Below are 19196 nucleotides of genomic sequence, written 5' to 3' on the forward strand. Positions count from 1 at the left end.
ATCCGCAATCAGAAATTCCGCGTCAGGCCAATAGTAAGGCTGCGCCCCGGTGCATTGTAACCCGACGTCGTCTGATAATCCTTGTTAAAGATATTTTCGACCGAAACTTTAAGCTGAGACTGGGTATCGATGTCATAGAGTGCGATGAAATCTCCCGTCACATAAGGATCAAGCTTTTTGGTATTCGCGGCAGTTGTGTAGCGCGAGCCACCATAAAGCAACCGAGCCGTCAGATCGAGCTTGTCGATGGGCTTGAAATTCACTTCGGCTGTTGCTTTGACACGCTCACGATATGGCAGATCGTTGTCGGTATCCTCATCAATTGGCTTCTTGAGGTCGAGCGAGCCTTTCACCGCCCAAACCTCGTTAAAACGATGAGACAGTGCCGCTTCAAACCCCGTCACTTCTGCACGCGCGATATTGTAGGGCAGATAAGACGGTGCCGTGCTCATAATCGCATCGCGCAGCCATGTTTGATAAAACGCCATATCAACGGTTGTTTTGTCTGTGACCTGCCAGTTCAGACCAACCTCGTAAGAGCGGGATTTTTCCGGTTGCAAATCGGGATTGGCATAGCCGGGATAATAAAGCTCATTAAATGTCGGCGCACGGAAACCCGTACCGAATGATGAGCGCAGCACCAGATCAGGCACAATTTCGTAGCTCGCGCCAAGATTATAAGTGACGACATCACCGAACTGCTCATTGTGATCGTAGCGAACACCACCATCAAACCGCAGCGCATCATATTCCAGCGAATATTGCCCAAAGACTGCCGCCAGGTCTCGGCTGGTTTCAGCATAAGACACGGTTGCATTGACATCCTCGCGATAAGCTTCAACGCCGCCCGTCAGGGTATGGCTAAAATCACCCGTTTCAAACTGCTTTTCCGTCGAGACGTAAACACCGTAGCGCGTGGTTTCAAACCGATCAGAACCACTCACACCTTTGCGAAAATTCCGGCTGTGATCGAGCCCGGAACTGACTTCAATCGTTGATGACCAGTCATCCGTATGATCAATGCGCACTCCGATCTTGCCATTGAAAGCCGTGGTATAGGCTTCGTTGAAAGACGGCGCTTTTCCATCATATTGATTGCGCCCGCGGCTCAACAAACCATCTGTATAAATCCTGCCCCAATCGAAATCTTTGGAGAGCGCGAAATTAAACGCGCCCTGCAGAAAACCATCGCGGTCCGGCTCATAGCCAAAAGCTTCAGGCGTCGTGAAATTATATCCCTGTGTACCGGTCACAACGGCACCAAAGGCATAGTCGATACCGTCTTGGCTGCGTCCCTGCAGCGAAGCAGATGCATATCCACCCCATGGATGGGTAACGCCCGTGCTCACACTCCCACAGAAGGAACGTTCGCCACACGCGCCGCCCTGTTTGGTGATGATATTGATAACGCCGCCCATCGCATCCGCGCCATATTGCGAAGAATGCACACCTTTGGCAATCTCAATGCGATCAATAGACATCAATGGAATATTGGCCAGCGCTGTTGCGCCAGTTGTGGCGGAGGCCGTGCGTACACCATTGACCAGCACCACCGTCTGCTTGGACGACATGCCGCGTATATAGAGGCTGGATGACGAACCCTGCCCGCCATTGGTGGTAATCGAAATACCCGGATAATATTGCAAAAGGGATTGCAGATCAGGGGCTGCGGATCGTTCGATATCAGCTTTATCGATCACCGTCACAGAGGAGGTTGAGCGTTGCAGCGACGTCGCCCTGCGAAGCGGTGTAACCACAATCGTATCGAGCACAATCCCGTCTTCATTGTCTTGTGCTCTTGCATCAAGTGGCATGGCAAACAGAAGACCCGATGCGAGAAACGCCGATAATTTGAGAGTTTGCATATATTTATTCTTCCTGCGCGCAAGCTTTGACTCACCGCAAGCGCCAGAAATCAGGGTGCCCCCCTTGTCTGTGTCCCACGGCAACATTTCACAATGTCACCGCTACGGACGGCCGCGACTGAACACCCCTCGTGTCAGCCATGGGTGACTGGATATGGCAGGTCTCCTGACTTCCGGGTCTTCATCGAACCTCCACCTTCCCAAAGCCTGAAACTTCAGTGGCTGTATCATGATACAAATCATGAGAGGACGACTCTCCGGTCACAGTTGCGGGGGCAGTCACGGCATTGATCGCAAGATCTCACCGTGTTCCCTTTTCATCCGCCGTGAAGGCGGAACCATGTCCTTTAAGAGCGATAGCAAGGCCGCAGTAAATTATCAACTGCAACAATGTGCCCCTTCTGAATCACATTCGGAGCAAAGCGATTGAGATGGTTGAATTATATAGATTTTTATCTCAGAAAATCGCGGAAACGACGAAGCGCAAAGAAGAAAAGAACGCTTCCGATGACAATCATAGCCAGCAATTGCGGCCATACGACACTCAGTCCCGCACCGCGGAACAGCACCGATTGCGCTAACATCACGAAATACGTATTGGGCGCTGCCAGCATGATATTCTGGATAATTTCCGGCATGCTTTCGCGCGGCGTTGTACCACCGGAAAGCACCTGAAGAGGCAACAGAACCAGCATAAGCAAAAGCCCGAACTGCGGCATGGAACCGGCAATCGTTGCAAGAAAAATGCCAAGGCTGGTGGTTGCAAAAAGCTGCAACGCAGCACCCGCTAAAAACAGCGTCAGCGAGCCATTAATCGGCACGGCCAGAATACCCTGCACAACCACAATAAGCGAAAAAGCCGTTGCCACCAGCACCACCATCCCCATCGACCATATCTTGGAGATCATGATCTCAAGTGGCGTCACCGGCATAACCAGCAGATGTTCGATTGTGCCATGCTCGCGTTCCCGGATAAGAGCCGCACCAGTCAGGATGATCGAAAGCATGGTCACTGATGAGATGACATTGGTGATCGCACCAAACCAGCCTTTGTTCAGATCCTGATTGAAGCGCGCACGTAAGTTAAGTCCAACTGGCGTTTGCGTGTCGCCACGATAGCGATTGAGAAACTCGTTCACTTCACTTGAGACAATCGACTGAACATAACCGCCGCCGGTGAAGGCCTGACTCATGCGCGTTGCATCGATATTCAGCTGGATCGTCGGCGAACGCCCGGCAAGCAGATCGCGCTGAAAATTTGGCGGAATATTAAGCGCGAACGTATCAAGCCCTGTGTCCATCCGCTTATCCATCTCATGCGATGAGATGAGCTTTGGAGGCACAAAATACGGCGGATAAAATGCAGTCGTAATACGTCCCGAAATCGGCGATTGATCCTCATCAACAATTGCGATCGCTGCATTGTTGAGATTTTCCGGCATGGCTTTTGCAGCCGTGTAAATCGCAAGCGTGAAGGCATAGACAATGAGCAGCAGAAGCATAGGATCGCGCGCCAATCCGCGCAGTTCTTTGATGCCAAGCTGGAATATATTGGAAATTCGCATCTCAGCCCGCCTGCTTCTTGAGAAGTACAATACCGAGAACGGTCAGAACCGGTATGGCGATCAGCAGCGGCAGGAACGATCCGGCAAGATCAGAGAAGCCGAGCGCTTTTGAGAAAGTCCCGCGCGAAATCGTCACGAAATACGTTGTCGGATATATCTTGCCGATGAAGGCGCCTGCTCCCTGAAGAGATGACACCGGATCGATAATGCCGGAATATTGCACTGCCGGAATGAGCGTCAACAATGCCGTACCGAAGATTGCCGCAATCTGGCTATTGATAAAGGTCGAAATCACCAGCCCCATACCGGTGGTGATGATGACATAAAGAAGCGCTGCCGTGGCATAGGTCAGGAAACTGCCCGTGAATGGCACGCGGAAGATGAAAACCGCAAACGCCGTCAGCATCAGGAAGTTAATAAAGGCAAGCGCGATATAAGGCAGCTGTTTGCCCAGCAGAAACTCGAACTTGGTCACCGGCGTCACATAAAAATTAATGATCGAGCCAAGTTCCTTCTCGCGCACGACACTGAGAACCGCCAGCATGGCCGGGATCATCAGCAAAAGCAGCGGAATAACCGCTGGCACCATGGCCACTAGGCTCTGCACGTCGGGATTATAGCGATATCGAATTTCCAGATTGAAATTCCCGACAGCGGCAGCATTTCCATAAAGCTCGCGCGCCTTTTGCGTCAGCCAATTGACATGCATACCCTGGACATAACCACGCACAGTTTCCGCACGCATCGGCATGGCACCATCGATCCAGGCACCAATTTCGACAGAACGACCATGCGCGACATTGCTGCCGAAATTCGGTGGGATTTCAATCGCCAGACTGATTTCACCTTCCCGCATACGCCGATCAAGATCATCATAATCAGTAATGGGTGTTTTTTCGATAAAATAGCGGGAACCGGCAAGTTGCTGCGTGTAATCCCGGCTGATTGTCGTATCGTCACGATCAAGAACCGCGAATGTCAGATCCTCGACATCAAGATTGATACCATAACCGATAACGAACATCAGGATGACAGTGCCCAGAATAGCCAGTGTCGCGCGGATCGGGTCGCGCTTGAGCTCCAACGCCTCGCGCCGCGAGAACGCCAGCATCCGCCGCGGATTTGGTAACCAGCTGGAGCTTGGCCTTTTGTCATTCTCAACCTTTTCAGGCTGAACCTTCGCCGCTTCCTGAACGTCTTTCTTAGGCGCTGTTTCGCCAATTGCTTCTTCGAGATATGCGATGAAAGCGTCTTCAAGTGTCGCTGCGTTGCGGCTTTCGGTGATGGCTTTTGGCGTGTCGCTGATCAACACCTTACCGGCATGCATCAAAGAGATCCGGTCACACAGTTCCGCCTCATTCATAAAATGGGTCGACACGAAAATCGTGACATTGTCGTTGCGTGAAAGATCGGCAAGGATTTGCCAGAATGCATCGCGCGCAACCGGGTCAACGCCTGAAGTAGGCTCATCGAGAATGAGAATATCCGGCGCGTGGATCAGCGCCACAGCCAGCGACAGGCGCTGGCGGATACCGAGCGGCATCGAGTCGGGTAAAACATCCAGAACTTCAGCCAAATCAAACCTTTGGGCCAGTTCCTTGATTCTGCTTTTGGTCTTGTCCTCGGACATGCCAAACAGCTTGGCGTGAAGCTCCAGATTTTGATGAACTGTGAGTTCGGAATAGAGCGAAAACGCCTGCGACATGTAACCAACATGACGGCGTATATCGATATCCTTTGGGTCGACCTCACGCCCAAACAGCCTTGCCGTGCCTTCACTTGCAGGCAAAAGCCCGGTCAAAACCTTCATCGTCGTCGATTTGCCGCAGCCATTGGAACCGAGAAATCCAAAAATCTCGCCGCGCGGAATGCGGAAACTCACATTGTCGACAGCCGTGAAATTGCCAAATCGCACCGTGACATGCCCGGCTTCGATAGCGATGTCACTATCTGACTGCATATTGCGCGGTGGCATCACAACTTCGCTGTGCCCCTGTCGAAGCTCCTCAGGCAAAAGCGCTATGAAAGCCGCATCAAGATTGGGTGTCTGGGTTTTCTCAAGCAACTCCTGAGGCGAACCAGTTGCCAGAATCTGGCCGTCATTCATCGCAACCAGCCAGTCAAAGCGTTGCGCTTCTTCCATATACGCTGTCGAAACAATAACACTCATCCCCGGACGATCCTTGCGGATATCGTTAATCAGTTCCCAGAACTGACGACGCGACAAAGGATCGACGCCCGTTGTCGGCTCATCAAGGATCAGCAGATCAGGATCATGGATCAGCGAGCAGCAAAGGCTCGTCTTCTGTTTCATGCCGCCGGAAAGCTTACCCGCCGGACGATCTACAAAAGGCGACATGCCCGTTCGCGCCAGAAGGTCTGCAATGCGGCGTTCGCGCTCGTGCTTGTCATGGCCAAACAGCCGTCCAAAGAATTCGATGTTCTCGAAGACAGAGAGCGTTGGATAAAGGTTTTTTCCCAACCCTTGGGGCATAAAAGCAATACGTGGAAAAGCCGCCTGACGATGACGCTTGTCAGCAATGTCGCCACCCAGCACTTCGATTCTGCCCTTCTGCATAACGCGAGCGCCAGCGATCAGTGACAGAAGACTGGACTTGCCCACACCATCAGGCCCAATCAGTCCGACCATACAACCGGCAGGCACGTTGAGCGAAATATCGCGCAAGGCTTCCGTCGATCCATAAGAAAGCTTCACACTGTCAGCGCGGACGACAAAACTGTCGCCGCTGAGGCCAGTCTGTATCGAAGCCATACTCATTTTACGGTTTCCGCAAGGTTCTTCGGCCACTCCACATTTGGATCAAGCTTGACATAAGCCATACCCGGAAGCCCGGTTTTGACCTGCTGAATATATTTCTGAAGCAATTCCTGCGGAATTTTGGCTTTAACGCGGAACATGAGCTTCTGACGCTCTTCTTCAGTTTCAACTGATTTTGGCGTGAATTGCGCGACATCGGCCACGAAGCTGATTTTGGCAGGGATCACATATTGCGGTGCGGCATCAAGAACGATCCGCGCGTCTGCGCCAATGGCCACCCGTCCGGCCTGCGAGGTCGGCAGGAAAAAAGTCATATAGACATCGCTGACATCAACCAGATTAAGCACGCGTCCGCCAGCGGAGAGCACTTCGCCCGGTTGTGCAACGCGATATTGCACTCGGCCCGGCTTTGGCGAACGCAAGGTGGCATCGTTGATATCCGTATCGATGGTGGCAATCGCAGCCTTTGCCGCCTCAACGGCCGCTTCAGCATCAATAACTTGCGCCTTAGCCGCACTGATCGCCGCAGCGGTCGCGGCCAATTGCGCTTTGGCAGCGCCGACGGCTGCTTCAGCGCCCTGAGCAGTTGCACGATCGTCATCCAGCACCTGCTGGGAAACTGTGCGTGATTCTGTCAGCTGTTGCGAGCGAGCCAGACGGCGATTGGCGGCATCCAGCTGCGCTTCGCGTTGCGCGACAGTAGCCGCAGCCGCAGTTTGCTCGGCTTCACGCTGAGCGACCAGACTTTTGGCTGTTTCAATGCTGATTTCAGCGCGTCGAAGCTGCGCTTCAGCTTGCCTGCGCTGGCTTTCGAGCTGGTCCGTATCCATGCGCGCTAAAACGGCATTGGCTTCAACAAACTGCCCCTCATCAGCCAGAATTTCGCGGATACGCCCTGGGCTTTTGGTGGATACGTCGATTTCGACGGCTTCGATGCGGCCATTTCCACCAGCAATGCCTTCCGGCAACCCCGGGTTGCTCAGCGCTTTCCAGGCATAGTAGCCTCCGACTGCCAGAGCCACAACAACACCAGTCACAATCCACTGCTTGCGATCAAACCCCATACCCAACAATCCTCTGCGTCATCATTTCTCTGGCCGCACAGTAAGCTCATACTCAACCAATCACTTTCAGATAGAAATATCTGTATTTTGCTTGAGAGTACGTACCTTGATTAAAATCAACTATACGCAAATGACCCACGATTCCATGCGATAAATCACATCAGAGCATAATTCCTGAAGCTTGGGTTTGTTGCGGTTAAATTATGCTCTGATTTTAAAGCGTTAGAGCGACCTTTGCGCATCCAGGAGGATGCGCAGCGCTCCAAAGCATGAGAAAATTCGCGGGTGCCGATTTTGAGAGATGGAGGGCAACGTTGACAGCACCCGCTGGCTGTCGACCGTACAACATTGCAAAAAGATCGCGCTACTGCGCTCGACAGATTCCTGAATGGGAAAAACTTAGCCGGGACGTTGCTTTGTTTGGGCCACAACGCCCCGGATCGCCGGATCTGGTGGACCCCGGCAACGCGCGATCAATAGCACCGGTTAGCGGGCGCTTTCTTTGATTTAAATCAATTAGATAATAATTATATGCGATTATGCGCTTTATTTTTTAGCGCGGCACTTGCTTCGGCTCTGACCCCAATTCTTTTTGAGATAATCAGACACGCTTTTCAATTTGGGATCAGATAAAAATCCCTGCCGAAAAAGAATACTGCCCTTCACCTCCGGCAGCGCAGTGTTCAACTCAAGCTGGCGCCTGATTTCATCGACCCCATTGCCGGAAAGCCATTCCGGTTCAGACCTGCTTGCCGATCCTGCCCGATAAAGCGCCATACCAATATAGAGGTCAGTTTTTGTGCCGCGCACCGTATCCGCCCACCATCTGACGATTGGACCATAGGGCACATCCTTGTGTCCTGAAGACCAGTAAACCTGTGGCGCGATATAGTCGACCAGGCCATCCTTGACCCAAGCGCGCGTATCGGCAAAATCGCCATCATAATTGGTCTTGCCAGCCCGCGTCGGCGAGCCACGCGGATCGTCAAGCTGGTTACGCCACACACCACCGGGACTAATCCCAAAGCGGACATGAGGCTTGATCGCTTTGATCCTGTCGGAAATTTCTTGCACCAGCGCGTACGTGTTATAGCGTCGCCAGTCATATTTATTGGAAAATTTTGTCCCGAAACGCTTGTAGGTCTTGTCGTCCTTGAGCGGCGAGCCTTGCGTTTCATAATAAAAATAATCGTCGAACTGGATGCCATCGACATCATATTTCTGGACCACTTCAGCGGTGATATTTGTCACCCACTGGCGCACCGCCGGAATGCCCGGATCAAGAACATACCGCTCTGCGGAAATCCCCACCCATTCCGGCTTCGTTTTATAAACACTTGCCGGAGAATCGCTGGACGCGTTTTTCAGTTCTTTTCGCGTTGCCGGTCGCACATCCATCGAAACACGATAAGGGTTGAGCCATGCATGAAGCTCAATCCCGCGCTTATGCGCTTCAGCAATCGCAAAACGCAGCGGATCAAAGCCCGGATCTTTTCCAAGCGTCCCCGTCAGATAAGATGACCACGGCAGATATTCTGATTTGTAAAAAGCATCGGCAGCAGGCGAAACCTGAAAGATCACGGCATTGATACCGTGTTGCGATGCTTCGTCAAACATGCGCACCAGTTCCTGTTTCTGGCGCTTTACCCGTTCTGAATCATTTTCAATCTGTGTCGATGCTTTGGACGGCCAGTCCAGATTAAGAACGGTTGCAACCCAGCTTGCATGAAACATATCGCAATCAAATGCCATGGATTACACAATTCCCATTGTATACTTATAGTGAGGCTATATTAGGTCTAGTATGACCAACTCACGACCTCTTTTAAAAGCGTATAAAGTCAAAGCGAGGGCACATGTATAAAAATATCCTGATCACCACCGATGGTTCAGAGTTTGCAGAACGCGGTCTTGTTCATGGCTTTGATACAGCCAAGGCCATGGGCAGCAAAGTTACTGTCCTCACCGTAACCGCGCCCTATTCGCTTTCCGGGCTGCCCGGTGGCTTTACCGACAGTCCGACCTTTATCGAGCGTTATGAAGAAGAATGGAATGAGTACGCCGATGCAGCCCTGGCGCGCGCGCGTGAACTGGCAAGCGAAGCGGGTGTTGAAATCCACACATTGCACGTCGTGGCGCAGCACCCGGCCGCATCGATTATCGATACGGCAAAAGAACTGCAAAATGACCTGATCGTCATGGCATCTCACGGTCGGCGTGGACTGAAAGGCATGTTACTCGGCAGCCAGACCTATGAAGTGGTTACGCGCAGCACGATTCCTGTTCTGGTCGTTCGTTAGCCATCAACACCGGCCTGATGCCCAGTGGCGCTTTCAATATCAACGCGGAAGAAAACAGGTTCGAGTTTGCGTTGCGCACCGCCACTGGTGATGGTCTTGGTATAGGCAGGCTCCCACCAGGTCGGCTCATTGGCCAACATATTGACGATTGCTGCCTTTTCGTCTTCCCGGTCAATTTCACGATAATGGCCATTCACAACCACACTGCGCCACTTTGTTTTCGAAACGATGTCGTCAAAGAGCACGCAGACGGCATCGTTCTTGCGCATGGCCTCGGTCTTCTGGCCGTCCGTTGTGAAAGAATAAAGTGACCCGCCGTTAAACCGGAACCCAAGCGGAACAACATAAGGACGGTTATTCAGAACATAACCCAACCGCCCGATCTGCGTATGCTGGATCATATCACGAATGTCATATTCCGACATTTCCTTGATTATCATGGCAACCGTCCTTCGTTCTTTATATCCGTTAAGCTTCGGTCAGACGAACAGGCGTCCTTCGGCAATCTTGACTGCCGTGCCGCCGATGCGCGCACTGGTCAGCATCTGCTTGGAAACATCCAGTTCAAGCCGGATACGTGATGGGCGCCCCATTTCCATACCCTGCTCTATCCACCACTGCGAACTGCCGTCCACCGGCTTATCCTTGGCAAGGATCATACCAGCAAAAGCCGCCGCGGCGGAACCGGTTGCCGGGTCCTCGTAAACATTGGAGCCCGTCACAAACATGCGCGCATGATAATTGCTGTCGAACAGAATGGTTTCGCGGCAATAAACATAAATCGGCAAAGGCCGGTCAGCGACATGCGGCAGGGTCTCGCTTACATACACCGGATCGATCGATACTTTGGCGGCAGCAATGAGATTATGCACCGGAACAAGAAGATAAGGCGTTCCAGCACTCCAGACAGCGGGCACGTGATTCTCAAAGCCGATTTCATGCGTACCAAGCCCGATGGCTGCGGCCGCTTCTTCTTTCTCGATCTTGATATCAAGTTTTTCCGGCAGGCGCGGCAGATCAAATTCTGCAAAGGCGCTGTTGTCGCCAAGAATAACGCCGCAGCGAACAACGCCGACTTTCTCTTCCAGCGTTACAAGCCGGTCCGACTCATCACCCGTCCTGCGATGACGCGCCAGCGACACAGCCGCGCCCACTGTTGGATGTCCAGCAAAGGGAAGTTCATAATCCGGCGTAAAAATCCGAACAGCAGCCTCGTGCACCGGGTTTTCAGGCGGAAAGATGAAAACCGTCTCGGACAGATTAAACTCGCGCGCAATGGCTTGCATGCGCGCATCCGTCAGCCCCTCACTGTCGTGGACAACAGCCAACGGATTCCCAGCCAGAGCCTTATCGGCGAAAACGTCGAAAATCTCATAATATCGGCCGGAACCGGCAGCTTCGGTCATCTTTACCCTCTCCCTCACAACACTCAGCAAACAGCACCAAAACACAATGCGCTCAATGCGGCGCATTGAATATTTGTCCGTGCGAGCATAGTCAATTTCGCGCCGCTGTCATCTGTAAGAAACAACTCTTAATGTTGATTTTGAAAATGCCAGTCTGCAAAGGCCCGAACATAGGACGGCGTTGCCTGTCCCATCATACCGGCCTTTGTGATGGGAATGATTTCACTCAGCTCCGGTTGCGTCTGTGCAGCAAGGTTGGCTTCGATCTGCTCAAGAATCTCTGCGGTCGAAAGATCAAAATAATAACGGCGGAAAAGCGCAATGCTACCATCAGCTGTCACGAGATGGAATTTCGGCTCTGCTTTCGCCTTGCCAAGATCGATCCCGGTCTCTTCGCGCACTTCGCGGGCCATATTGGCTTCATAATCGGCACGGTCTCCGACAATATCATTGTCATCAATAGAACCGGCTGGAAAATAAACGCGACCCGCAACGGCGTTATGCGCGCCCATACGCGCTGCAATCAGATGGTCTTCAGCCGACACGATCACCCCAACACCAAAGATGTGCCATGGCCTTTGCGATGCCCGGTCATGCCGCCAATACATCAGCGTTGCAAAACTCGTGCGTCTGAAACCGGCCTCCAATACGCCTTCATCAAAATGCGCCTGCGGTGCAAGATAAATCTCACCATCAAAAAGCATCGGATTGGCAGCCACCGCCCGTTGCCAGTTGGCAGCAATCGCTTGTCTGTTTGCCTCGCTATAGGAAAGCGCACCCGGCAAAACCCGGACATCAACGCGGTCCATCACGTAGACCGTGTTTTCTTTCACATTTCGCATCAGCAGCCTCTATTTCAGACGATATTCAACGTGACGGCCACAGGGCAGTGGTCGCTGGCTTTTGGTCGGTCCCATCCCGTGCGCGGATAACGATCAACATCCTGCCCCGGCGGGAAAATGGTCCGCCACGGCTGGCCGCGCCGAATAATCTGCGGAATGGCGCGCTCATTTTTATGCGCCAGCGATGGCGAGGCCAGAATGTAATCAAGCTGGCAAAGATGGCGTTCCTGTGGACCACGCGTGTGATAAAGCGTCCAGCGATCCATGACAGGGCGGCGCTCAACCAGATTGACGGCAAAACCATCACTCAGCAGCACATCCAGCGCGCTTGTCTCTTCCGAAGTCGGCGTAAACTGATAGCCATTCCATTCATCGCCCTCAATGACGATCCGCTCGCGATAATCATTGAAATCCCCGCAAATAAGCCAGCGCTTGTCTGCCGTACGACCGATGCCGAATTTTTCTTCGATAATGTGCCGAATGGCCCGCGTTTCCGCCTGCCGCACCGGCAGAGAAGCAGTCCGCCCGTCAAAACCATTGCGGGCACCGCTCATCGATTTGAGATGAACCACAAACAAAGACAAAGGCTTGCCATCGATGCGCAAATCGAGATTGAGGCAATCACGCTTAAAAATACGATCATGCGGCTCAAGTCCCAGTTCAGCCAGTACGGGCTGATAAAGGTCCAATTCCTTGTAGGTGAGATGCGCATGGCTTGTGACTTGCATCACTTCAATGCGTTGACCATGGCGCGTCGCATCTCGTGCCATAACAGCCACATCAATGCCGCGGCTGTCATTGCCATCAATCAAATATTTGTTGCGATAGCCCTGCCCGACCATCTTGAACAGATAGCCATATTCAAACGCATTCAGCGCAGCGAGATTATCGACCTCTTGCAGGCAAAGCACATCGGCCCGTGTTTCTGCGATAGCAAGAGCAGTCAACTGACGTGTGTCATCCGTATGGGCAACAGCACGCGACTGCTCCAACAAACGATATTGCGCTTCATCGCCAATCTCAAAAAGTTTAAGCGAACGATCCTGATGTAATTCATTGCGAAAGCCGGAAAAATCAAACCGGCGCATCAGATTTTCGACATTAAATGTGGCTATCGTAAACATGCCTGCGCAATCTCGCGGCTTGCGTCATGATTGGCAAGGGCTTCTTTTTAAAATTGCACAGCTGCGCTGGTTTTGATCGCAAATACCACCATATAATGTCTGCAAACCGGGATACCGAAAATGCTTGGAAAGATAAGACGCATCGCACTTTGCTCAGGTCTGTTCGCGGTAAGCCTTGCAGGTAGCGCTGCGGCGGTCGATCTGAACACGCCTTACGTGCCGTCTTTGCGCCCAAGCACGCCCCCTATCGCTGGCGGGTTGCCGCGAACTTATCAACCGCAAGCAGGATCAGGTAAGTGTTATGGTGTGGGCTGCCGTGACAGCGGAAACTACATCTCGCCCGAAGGCATCCCGATCTACAAAAATGGCGACCCGCTTCAGGTCCGCCCATCGGATCGCACAGCTGTTAAAACTCTCGGTCCAAGCAGCAACCATATTTCATGGTGCTCCAACCGTTATCGCAGCTATCGCACTTCGGACGACACCTATCAGCCTTTTGCGGGGCCACGCACAAACTGCAATTCACCGTTTCAATAATGAAAAAGCCGGACGATGTCCGGCTTTTAAATATTTTATGCAGCTTCCGATTTGGAATGCGTGCGGATCAAACGTCCAAGACGCATGATACCTTCGTCAATCATTTCGTCATTGGCGCATGAATAGCTCAAACGCAGGGTATTCGCGCCCGTACCATCGGCAAAGAACGCCTTACCCGGAACAAAGGCCACCTTCTCGCTCTCAATTGAGGCTGCGAGCAATGCAGCACCGTCCATGCCCTTTGGCAACGTGACCCAGATGAACATGCCACCTTCCGGCTTTGTCCATTCCGTGCCTTCCGGCATATACTTGGCAAGCGCTTCCAGCATCTTATCGCGGCGATGCTTGTAAACGCCATGCAGTTTAGCGACCTGTTTGTCAAAACCGCTTGAGGCGACGCGATGAACAACAATCTGGTTGATTGTTGAAGAGTGCAGATCAGCAGCCTGCTTCATCAAAACCAGTTTGCGGATGACTGACTGCGCAGCAACGACGTAACCAACGCGCAGGCCCGGTGCGAGGGTCTTGGAGAAGGAGCCGCAATAGATGGTACGGGTCTTTTCAATGTCGCCATCATGACGTGCGATATCCAGCGACAGGATCGGCGCAATCGCTTCGCCATTGTAACGCAGATACTGATAGGCCGCATCTTCGATGATCGGAATATCAAGTTCATCAGCTTCTGCAAGCAGCTTTTGCCGGCCGGCGAGACCAACCGTTTCTCCGGTCGGGTTGCTGAAGTCTGCGGAAAGATAAGCAAACTTGACCTGCCCGCCAGCGCTTTCCGCAGCCTGCTTATAGGAATCTGGTGTGCGGTTGCCGTTCAGCGAGAGCGTGTCGTAAGTCGGTTCATAGGCATTGAATGCCTGCAAGGCGCCGAGATAGGTCGGAGCTGTCACAAGAGCTGTGTCATTTGGCGAAATGAAAAGCTTACCGAGATAATCGAGCGCCTGCTGCGAACCGGACGTAATGAACACATTGTCCTCGGTGCAGGGAATACCGATCTTGGCAAGCTCACCCACCAACCAGGTGCGCAGCGGCTTATATCCTTCCGACACGGAATATTGCAGAGCTGCATTGGCTTCAGGACCACCAAAAATGTCCTGATAGGCGCTCTGGAATTCGGCATGCGGAAACAGCGCCGGGTCGGGAATGCCGCCAGCAAAGGAAATAATATCCGGACGTTCCAGCAATTTCAGAAGTTCACGGATTTCCGAAGCGCGCATGCGTTTCGAACGCGTTGCAAATACAGTTTCCCAGTCCAGCACCGGAAATCTCCTCAATTCGTTTGAAGGCAAAGCCTCCTCAAACTTCACCATAGAAGGGTAAAGCGATAGCGCAAATTTCAGCCAACGAGAACACCTCTTTCCATGTTCACATGGAATAAAGATATTCCGAATTGTTTTGGCTCAACCACGCACAAAACATAAATTCAAAAGGCGTTTGACGATCTTTTCGTGCGGGATAGCTTGCACTGAAAAACCAAATCATTGCCATGTATTAAAGGGGCGTAAGAAACGCCCCTCTTTTTCTCTGATCGGAAAGCACCTAAAATCTGATGGAGTTCAGACTTATCGCCTGGCGAAAATGGTGCTTTGCGAGAACCGGAGCGGAGCATACATAAAGGACGTACGCACTCGAAACGGAACAAAGCGCCATTGGCAGACGGCCAGAGCCTGAATATCGCAGATTTTTAGTTGCGTGCCTTGTCGACGAGCTTGTTGGCTGCGATCCATGGCATCATGCCGCGGAGCTTTTCGCCAACTTCTTCGATCTGGTGGCTGTCGTTGTTGCGACGGATACCCTTGAAGCGCGCTGCACCCGCACGGTATTCCTGCATCCAATCGGAAGTGAACTTGCCGGTCTGAATATCTTTCAGAACGCGCTTCATTTCTTCCTTGGTTTCAGCGGTGATGATGCGAGGGCCAGTGACATATTCGCCCCACTCAGCAGTGTTGGAGATCGAGTAGTTCATGTTCGCAATGCCGCCTTCGTAGATCAGATCCACGATAAGCTTCATTTCGTGCAGGCACTCGAAGTAAGCCATTTCTGGTGCATAACCAGCTTCAACCAGAACTTCAAAACCGGTGCGGATGAGTTCGACAACACCACCGCAAAGAACAGCCTGCTCACCGAACAGATCGGTTTCGCACTCTTCCTTGAAAGTGGTTTCGATAACGCCCGAACGACCGCCACCAACGCCCGAAGCGTAGGAGAGAGCAAGGTCATGTGCGTTGCCCGAAGCATCCTGATGGATAGCGATAAGGCAAGGAACGCCGCCACCCTTCTGGTATTCGCCGCGAACCGTGTGGCCCGGCCCCTTTGGTGCGATCATGACAACGTCAACGGTCTTCTTTGGCTCGATCAGGCCAAAGTGAACATTGAGGCCGTGAGCGAAAGCAATCGCTGCGCCGTCACGGATGTTGTCCTGAATGTGATCCTTGTAGATGTCAGCCTGCAATTCGTCAGGCGTTGCCATCATCAGAAGGTCGGCCCACTTGGCTGCATCCGCAACATTCATCACTTCAAAGCCATCAGCTTCGGCCTTCTTGGCAGTCGCCGAACCTTCACGAAGAGCGATGCGCACATTGGCAGCGCCGGAATCCTTGAGGTTGAGCGCATGAGCGCGCCCCTGGCTACCGTAACCGACGATAACAACCTTTTTCGACTTGATCAGATTAACGTCTGCATCACGATCGTAATAAACGCGCATTTCATATTCCCTTCATTCAGATTTCCCTGCGGCTTCCTCGTATCCGCAGACGATTATGCCCCGTAAAGAGCGAAAAACTGCTTTGTGGCGCGCCGGGCGTCCCGGATAACCACTTCGTCAGTCAGTTCCAGCCGATCGCCAAGCAGCAACCGGATCTGCATGTCCCGGACGACAAGTCCGAAAAATGCACGAAATGCTTCGTTAATGTCGTCAAAAGCCAGCAGCTTTGCTTCCTGACCAATTTCAAGAATGGGCTTGAGACGCTTTGCCATCGCAACCGGACCATTGGCAAGAACGATATCACCCAAAGCCGACTTGCCTGATGCTGTATGACTGACCGCCAGACGGTTCAACGCAATGGACGTCGGACCAGAGAGCACGAGCAGCCAATCGCGCGCAAAATGCTCAAGGCTGGAAAAGAGCGATTCCGCATCTAGCTTTTCGCGCGCAACAGGGACAACACGAACCTTCGACGCCTGCCAGCGAACCATTGCGGTGAGCAAACCGTCGCGATCGCCAAACCATTTATAGAGGCTTTCTTTGGAGCAATTGGCGGCGCGCGCAATGCTTGCCGTTGTCAAAGCGCGGTCACCGCCCTCAACAAGAAGACGCAACGCCTGCTCCAGAACTTCGTTCTGACGCGGCGAGAAAGACGGCTGCTTCTTAGCCTGCAATTCGTCGCTTTTATCAGTCACGGATCAATCCCTCCACTTTGTACCGTACGGTACGGTTCCGTTTATTAATCCCAGCTTGGATGACCGTCAAGCAGGATTTTTCACAACCAGGAAAGATTTTAGAATTGTCCTCCGGCCCATGTTTTGGGCAACAGGAAAGAAGCGAGCAAAATCAAAAACAAAGGGCGCATTCCAGAATCAAATTCTGAAATGCGCCCCGCAAATTGAAACCCGTAAAGATCAGATATTAACCTGCGTTCCGATCTCGACAACACGCCCCGTTGGTATCTGGAAATATTCTGTTGCATCCGATGCGGTACGCGCCAACAAAATAAACAGCTTATCCTGCCAAAGCGGCATGCCGGAATGCGCTGATGCTTTCAGCCAGCGGCGCGACAAAAAGAAAGACGTTGTCATAATATCGAACTTCCAGCCAAGTTTCCGGCATAAGCCCAACGCACGCGGAATATTGGGTTGCTGCATATAGCCAAAAGTCAGCGTCACCAGCATGAAGCGCTCATTATATTGCGAAACGCGCGCGCGATCCGCACTGGAAACCCATGGCTTTGAGGCCGTAACCACCGTGAGGATCACGTTGTTCTCGTGCAGAACCTTATAATGCTTGAGACTGTGCATCAGCGCTGTCGGCGCACTTTTCGGATCACCGGTCAGAAACACCGCAGTACCCGGCACAATGGTTGGCGGACGCTTGTTCATTTGCTCGACGATCAGATCAAGCGGCACTTCTGCCTTACGCGTCTTCTGGAACAGGTGTCGGGTGCCGCGCACCCATGTCCACATGATGATCACCAGAATGGCGGCAAACAGAATAGAGGCCCAGCCGCCCTCATGTACTTTGATGATGTTCGCGCTAAAAAACAGAAGATCAACGATAAAAAACCCTGCGATAACCGGCAAGGCACGGCTGACACGCCAGTTCCAGATACGTGTCATGACGAAATAAAGAAGACCGGTCGTAACCAACATATTGCCGGTAACAGCAATGCCATATGCAGATGCCAGATTGTTGGATTTCTCAAAGCCAAGCACCAGAATAATAACCGTCAGACCGAGCAGCAGATTGACGCGCGGGATATAAATCTGTCCGTGCAGTTTTTCGGACGTATGCTGGATTTCCAGACGCGGCAGAATATTAAGCTGGACAGCCTGGCGTGCAACAGAAAACGCGCCACTGATAACCGCCTGACTGGCAATCACCGTCGCAGCCGTTGCGAGCAAGACCATCGGCCACAGTGCAAATTTCGGCATCATCTCGAAAAATGGCAGCGCCGCAGCTTCACCGTGCGAAAGCACGAATGCAGCTTGTCCGAAATAATTGAGCAGCAAGCTGGGAAAAACGATCCACAGCCAGGCCCGCACAATCGGCTTTCGTCCAAAGTGCCCGAGATCGGCATAAAGTGCCTCTGCACCTGTCATGGCAAGAAACACGGCGCCAACAGTGATAAAGGCAACACCGGGGCTAACAGCCAAAAAGCGCACCGCATAATAAGGATTAAGGGCGGCCATAACTGTGGGATCATCAAAGATGTGCCAAAGCCCCAATGCACCAAGCGCCAGAAACCACACGGCCATAATCGGCCCGAAAACAATCGCAACCTTGCCTGTTCCGTATTTCTGGATTGAGAAGAGAACAACAAGAATGACGAGGGTAATCGGCACCACGAAGGGCGTCATGTGAGGTGCTACAATCTGAACCCCTTCAACAGCCGAAAGCACCGAAATGGCTGGCGTAATGACCGCATCACCAAAAAAAAGCGCCGCACCGCAAATCCCTGCCCCCAGAATAAGATCAGGCCGCCCTTTCAGGACAGACCGCACCAGTGCCATCAAAGAGAGAATGCCGCCTTCACCGTTATTGTCGGCGCGCAATACAAAGATCACATATTTAACCGTCACAACGAGCAGAAGCGCCCAGAAGATCAGCGAAACGACCCCGAGAATATCGGACCGCGAGAGAATACCATCCGAAGTTGCCGCATGCAGCGCCTCGCGAAAAGCATAGATCGGGCTGGTACCGATATCGCCGTAGACAACGCCCAGCGCTCCAAGCAGCAGCATTTTCATGCTGTCGTGTGAATGATCGTTTTCTTCCGAAACGGTGTTGTTCTCAGGAGAGATGCTAACGGGCAGCGTATTCGTCTCTATCGCATCGCCTGCGGATGAAACGCTCTTATCTGTATTCTCGCTGCTCATATGCAGACACCTTCATAAATATCGAAATGGAATATCAGAGAGTGTAGGGGCGAATAAGCCGTCAACGGCCATGTGCCGCATGTATAAAAATCAAACTTTTCAAAGAAAAATAT

15 protein-coding genes and 1 riboswitch are annotated in these 19196 nt (G+C 52.3%); of the genes, 2 read left to right on the forward strand and 13 right to left on the reverse strand.

Annotated features, from left to right (window positions below):
* Positions 1-8: 8 nt before the first annotated feature.
* The 5 genes from OPR82_RS13320 to OPR82_RS13340 all read right to left on the reverse strand — a co-directional run bounded on the left by OPR82_RS13320 (position 9) and on the right by OPR82_RS13340 (position 9025).
* Complete coding sequence (locus tag OPR82_RS13320) at positions 9-1865, reverse strand: TonB-dependent receptor domain-containing protein (RefSeq protein ID WP_265985364.1); 1857 nt, start codon at positions 1863-1865, stop codon at positions 9-11.
* A gap of 139 nt (positions 1866-2004) precedes the next feature.
* A riboswitch (cobalamin riboswitch) is annotated at positions 2005-2223 on the reverse strand.
* Positions 2224-2317: 94 nt separating this feature from the next.
* Positions 2318-3430 carry an ABC transporter permease gene (locus OPR82_RS13325; protein WP_265985365.1) on the reverse strand — a complete coding sequence of 371 codons (1113 nt, stop codon included), beginning with the start codon at positions 3428-3430 and terminating at the stop codon, positions 2318-2320.
* A gap of 1 nt (position 3431) precedes the next feature.
* Positions 3432-6209 carry a ribosome-associated ATPase/putative transporter RbbA gene (rbbA, locus tag OPR82_RS13330; protein ID WP_396998223.1) on the reverse strand — a complete coding sequence of 926 codons (2778 nt, stop codon included), beginning with the start codon at positions 6207-6209 and terminating at the stop codon, positions 3432-3434.
* Positions 6206-7273 (reverse strand): HlyD family secretion protein, encoded by a 1068-nt coding sequence (locus tag OPR82_RS13335; protein ID WP_265985366.1) that lies wholly within the window; start codon positions 7271-7273, stop codon positions 6206-6208. The genes rbbA and OPR82_RS13335 overlap by 4 nt, the downstream gene beginning before the upstream one ends.
* 546 nt (positions 7274-7819) lie before the next feature.
* Entirely contained in the window at positions 7820-9025 is a 1206-nt protein-coding gene (locus OPR82_RS13340; protein WP_265985367.1) for a glycoside hydrolase family 10 protein, read from the reverse strand.
* A 104-nt stretch (positions 9026-9129) separates the two neighbouring features.
* On the opposite strand from OPR82_RS13340, the gene OPR82_RS13345 reads away from it, so the two are divergent.
* Complete coding sequence (locus tag OPR82_RS13345; RefSeq protein ID WP_265985368.1) at positions 9130-9573, forward strand: universal stress protein; 444 nt, start codon at positions 9130-9132, stop codon at positions 9571-9573.
* Here OPR82_RS13345 and OPR82_RS13350 read toward each other — a convergent pair.
* The 4 genes from OPR82_RS13350 to OPR82_RS13365 form a co-directional block, all read right to left on the reverse strand.
* Positions 9570-10013, reverse strand: coding sequence for a pyridoxamine 5'-phosphate oxidase family protein (locus OPR82_RS13350; protein WP_265985369.1), 444 nt, complete (start codon positions 10011-10013; stop codon positions 9570-9572). The genes OPR82_RS13345 and OPR82_RS13350 overlap by 4 nt on opposite strands.
* Before the next feature lie 39 nt (positions 10014-10052).
* The gene (locus tag OPR82_RS13355; protein ID WP_265985370.1) at positions 10053-10979 is read right to left on the reverse strand and encodes a PhzF family phenazine biosynthesis protein; all 927 of its coding nucleotides are present in this window, start codon (positions 10977-10979) and stop codon (positions 10053-10055) included.
* Positions 10980-11107: 128 nt separating this feature from the next.
* Positions 11108-11821, reverse strand: coding sequence for an NUDIX hydrolase (locus OPR82_RS13360; RefSeq protein ID WP_265985371.1), 714 nt, complete (start codon positions 11819-11821; stop codon positions 11108-11110).
* Positions 11822-11835: 14 nt separating this feature from the next.
* Positions 11836-12945: an endonuclease/exonuclease/phosphatase family protein gene (locus OPR82_RS13365; protein ID WP_265985372.1), complete on the reverse strand. Its 1110-nt coding sequence runs from the start codon at positions 12943-12945 to the stop codon at positions 11836-11838.
* A gap of 120 nt (positions 12946-13065) precedes the next feature.
* Here OPR82_RS13365 and OPR82_RS13370 point away from each other — a divergent pair, with 120 nt between their 5' ends.
* Complete coding sequence (locus tag OPR82_RS13370; protein WP_265985374.1) at positions 13066-13482, forward strand: BA14K family protein; 417 nt, start codon at positions 13066-13068, stop codon at positions 13480-13482.
* A gap of 35 nt (positions 13483-13517) precedes the next feature.
* Here OPR82_RS13370 and OPR82_RS13375 read toward each other — a convergent pair whose 3' ends face one another.
* The 4 genes from OPR82_RS13375 to OPR82_RS13390 form a co-directional block, all read right to left on the reverse strand.
* Positions 13518-14750: an aminotransferase-like domain-containing protein gene (locus OPR82_RS13375; protein ID WP_265985375.1), complete on the reverse strand. Its 1233-nt coding sequence runs from the start codon at positions 14748-14750 to the stop codon at positions 13518-13520.
* 425 nt (positions 14751-15175) lie between these two features.
* Positions 15176-16195, reverse strand: a complete 1020-nt coding sequence (gene ilvC, locus OPR82_RS13380) for a ketol-acid reductoisomerase (RefSeq protein WP_265985376.1) — start codon at positions 16193-16195, stop codon at positions 15176-15178.
* Between the two features lie 53 nt (positions 16196-16248).
* Positions 16249-16890, reverse strand: a complete 642-nt coding sequence (locus tag OPR82_RS13385; protein ID WP_265985377.1) for a TetR/AcrR family transcriptional regulator — start codon at positions 16888-16890, stop codon at positions 16249-16251.
* Positions 16891-17109: 219 nt separating this feature from the next.
* Positions 17110-18954: a potassium transporter Kup gene (locus OPR82_RS13390; RefSeq protein ID WP_265985483.1), complete on the reverse strand. Its 1845-nt coding sequence runs from the start codon at positions 18952-18954 to the stop codon at positions 17110-17112.
* Positions 18955-19196 lie beyond the last annotated feature (242 nt).

Source organism: Ochrobactrum chromiisoli, assembly GCF_026241335.1.
GTDB classification, from domain to species: Bacteria; Pseudomonadota; Alphaproteobacteria; order Rhizobiales; family Rhizobiaceae; genus Brucella; species Brucella chromiisoli.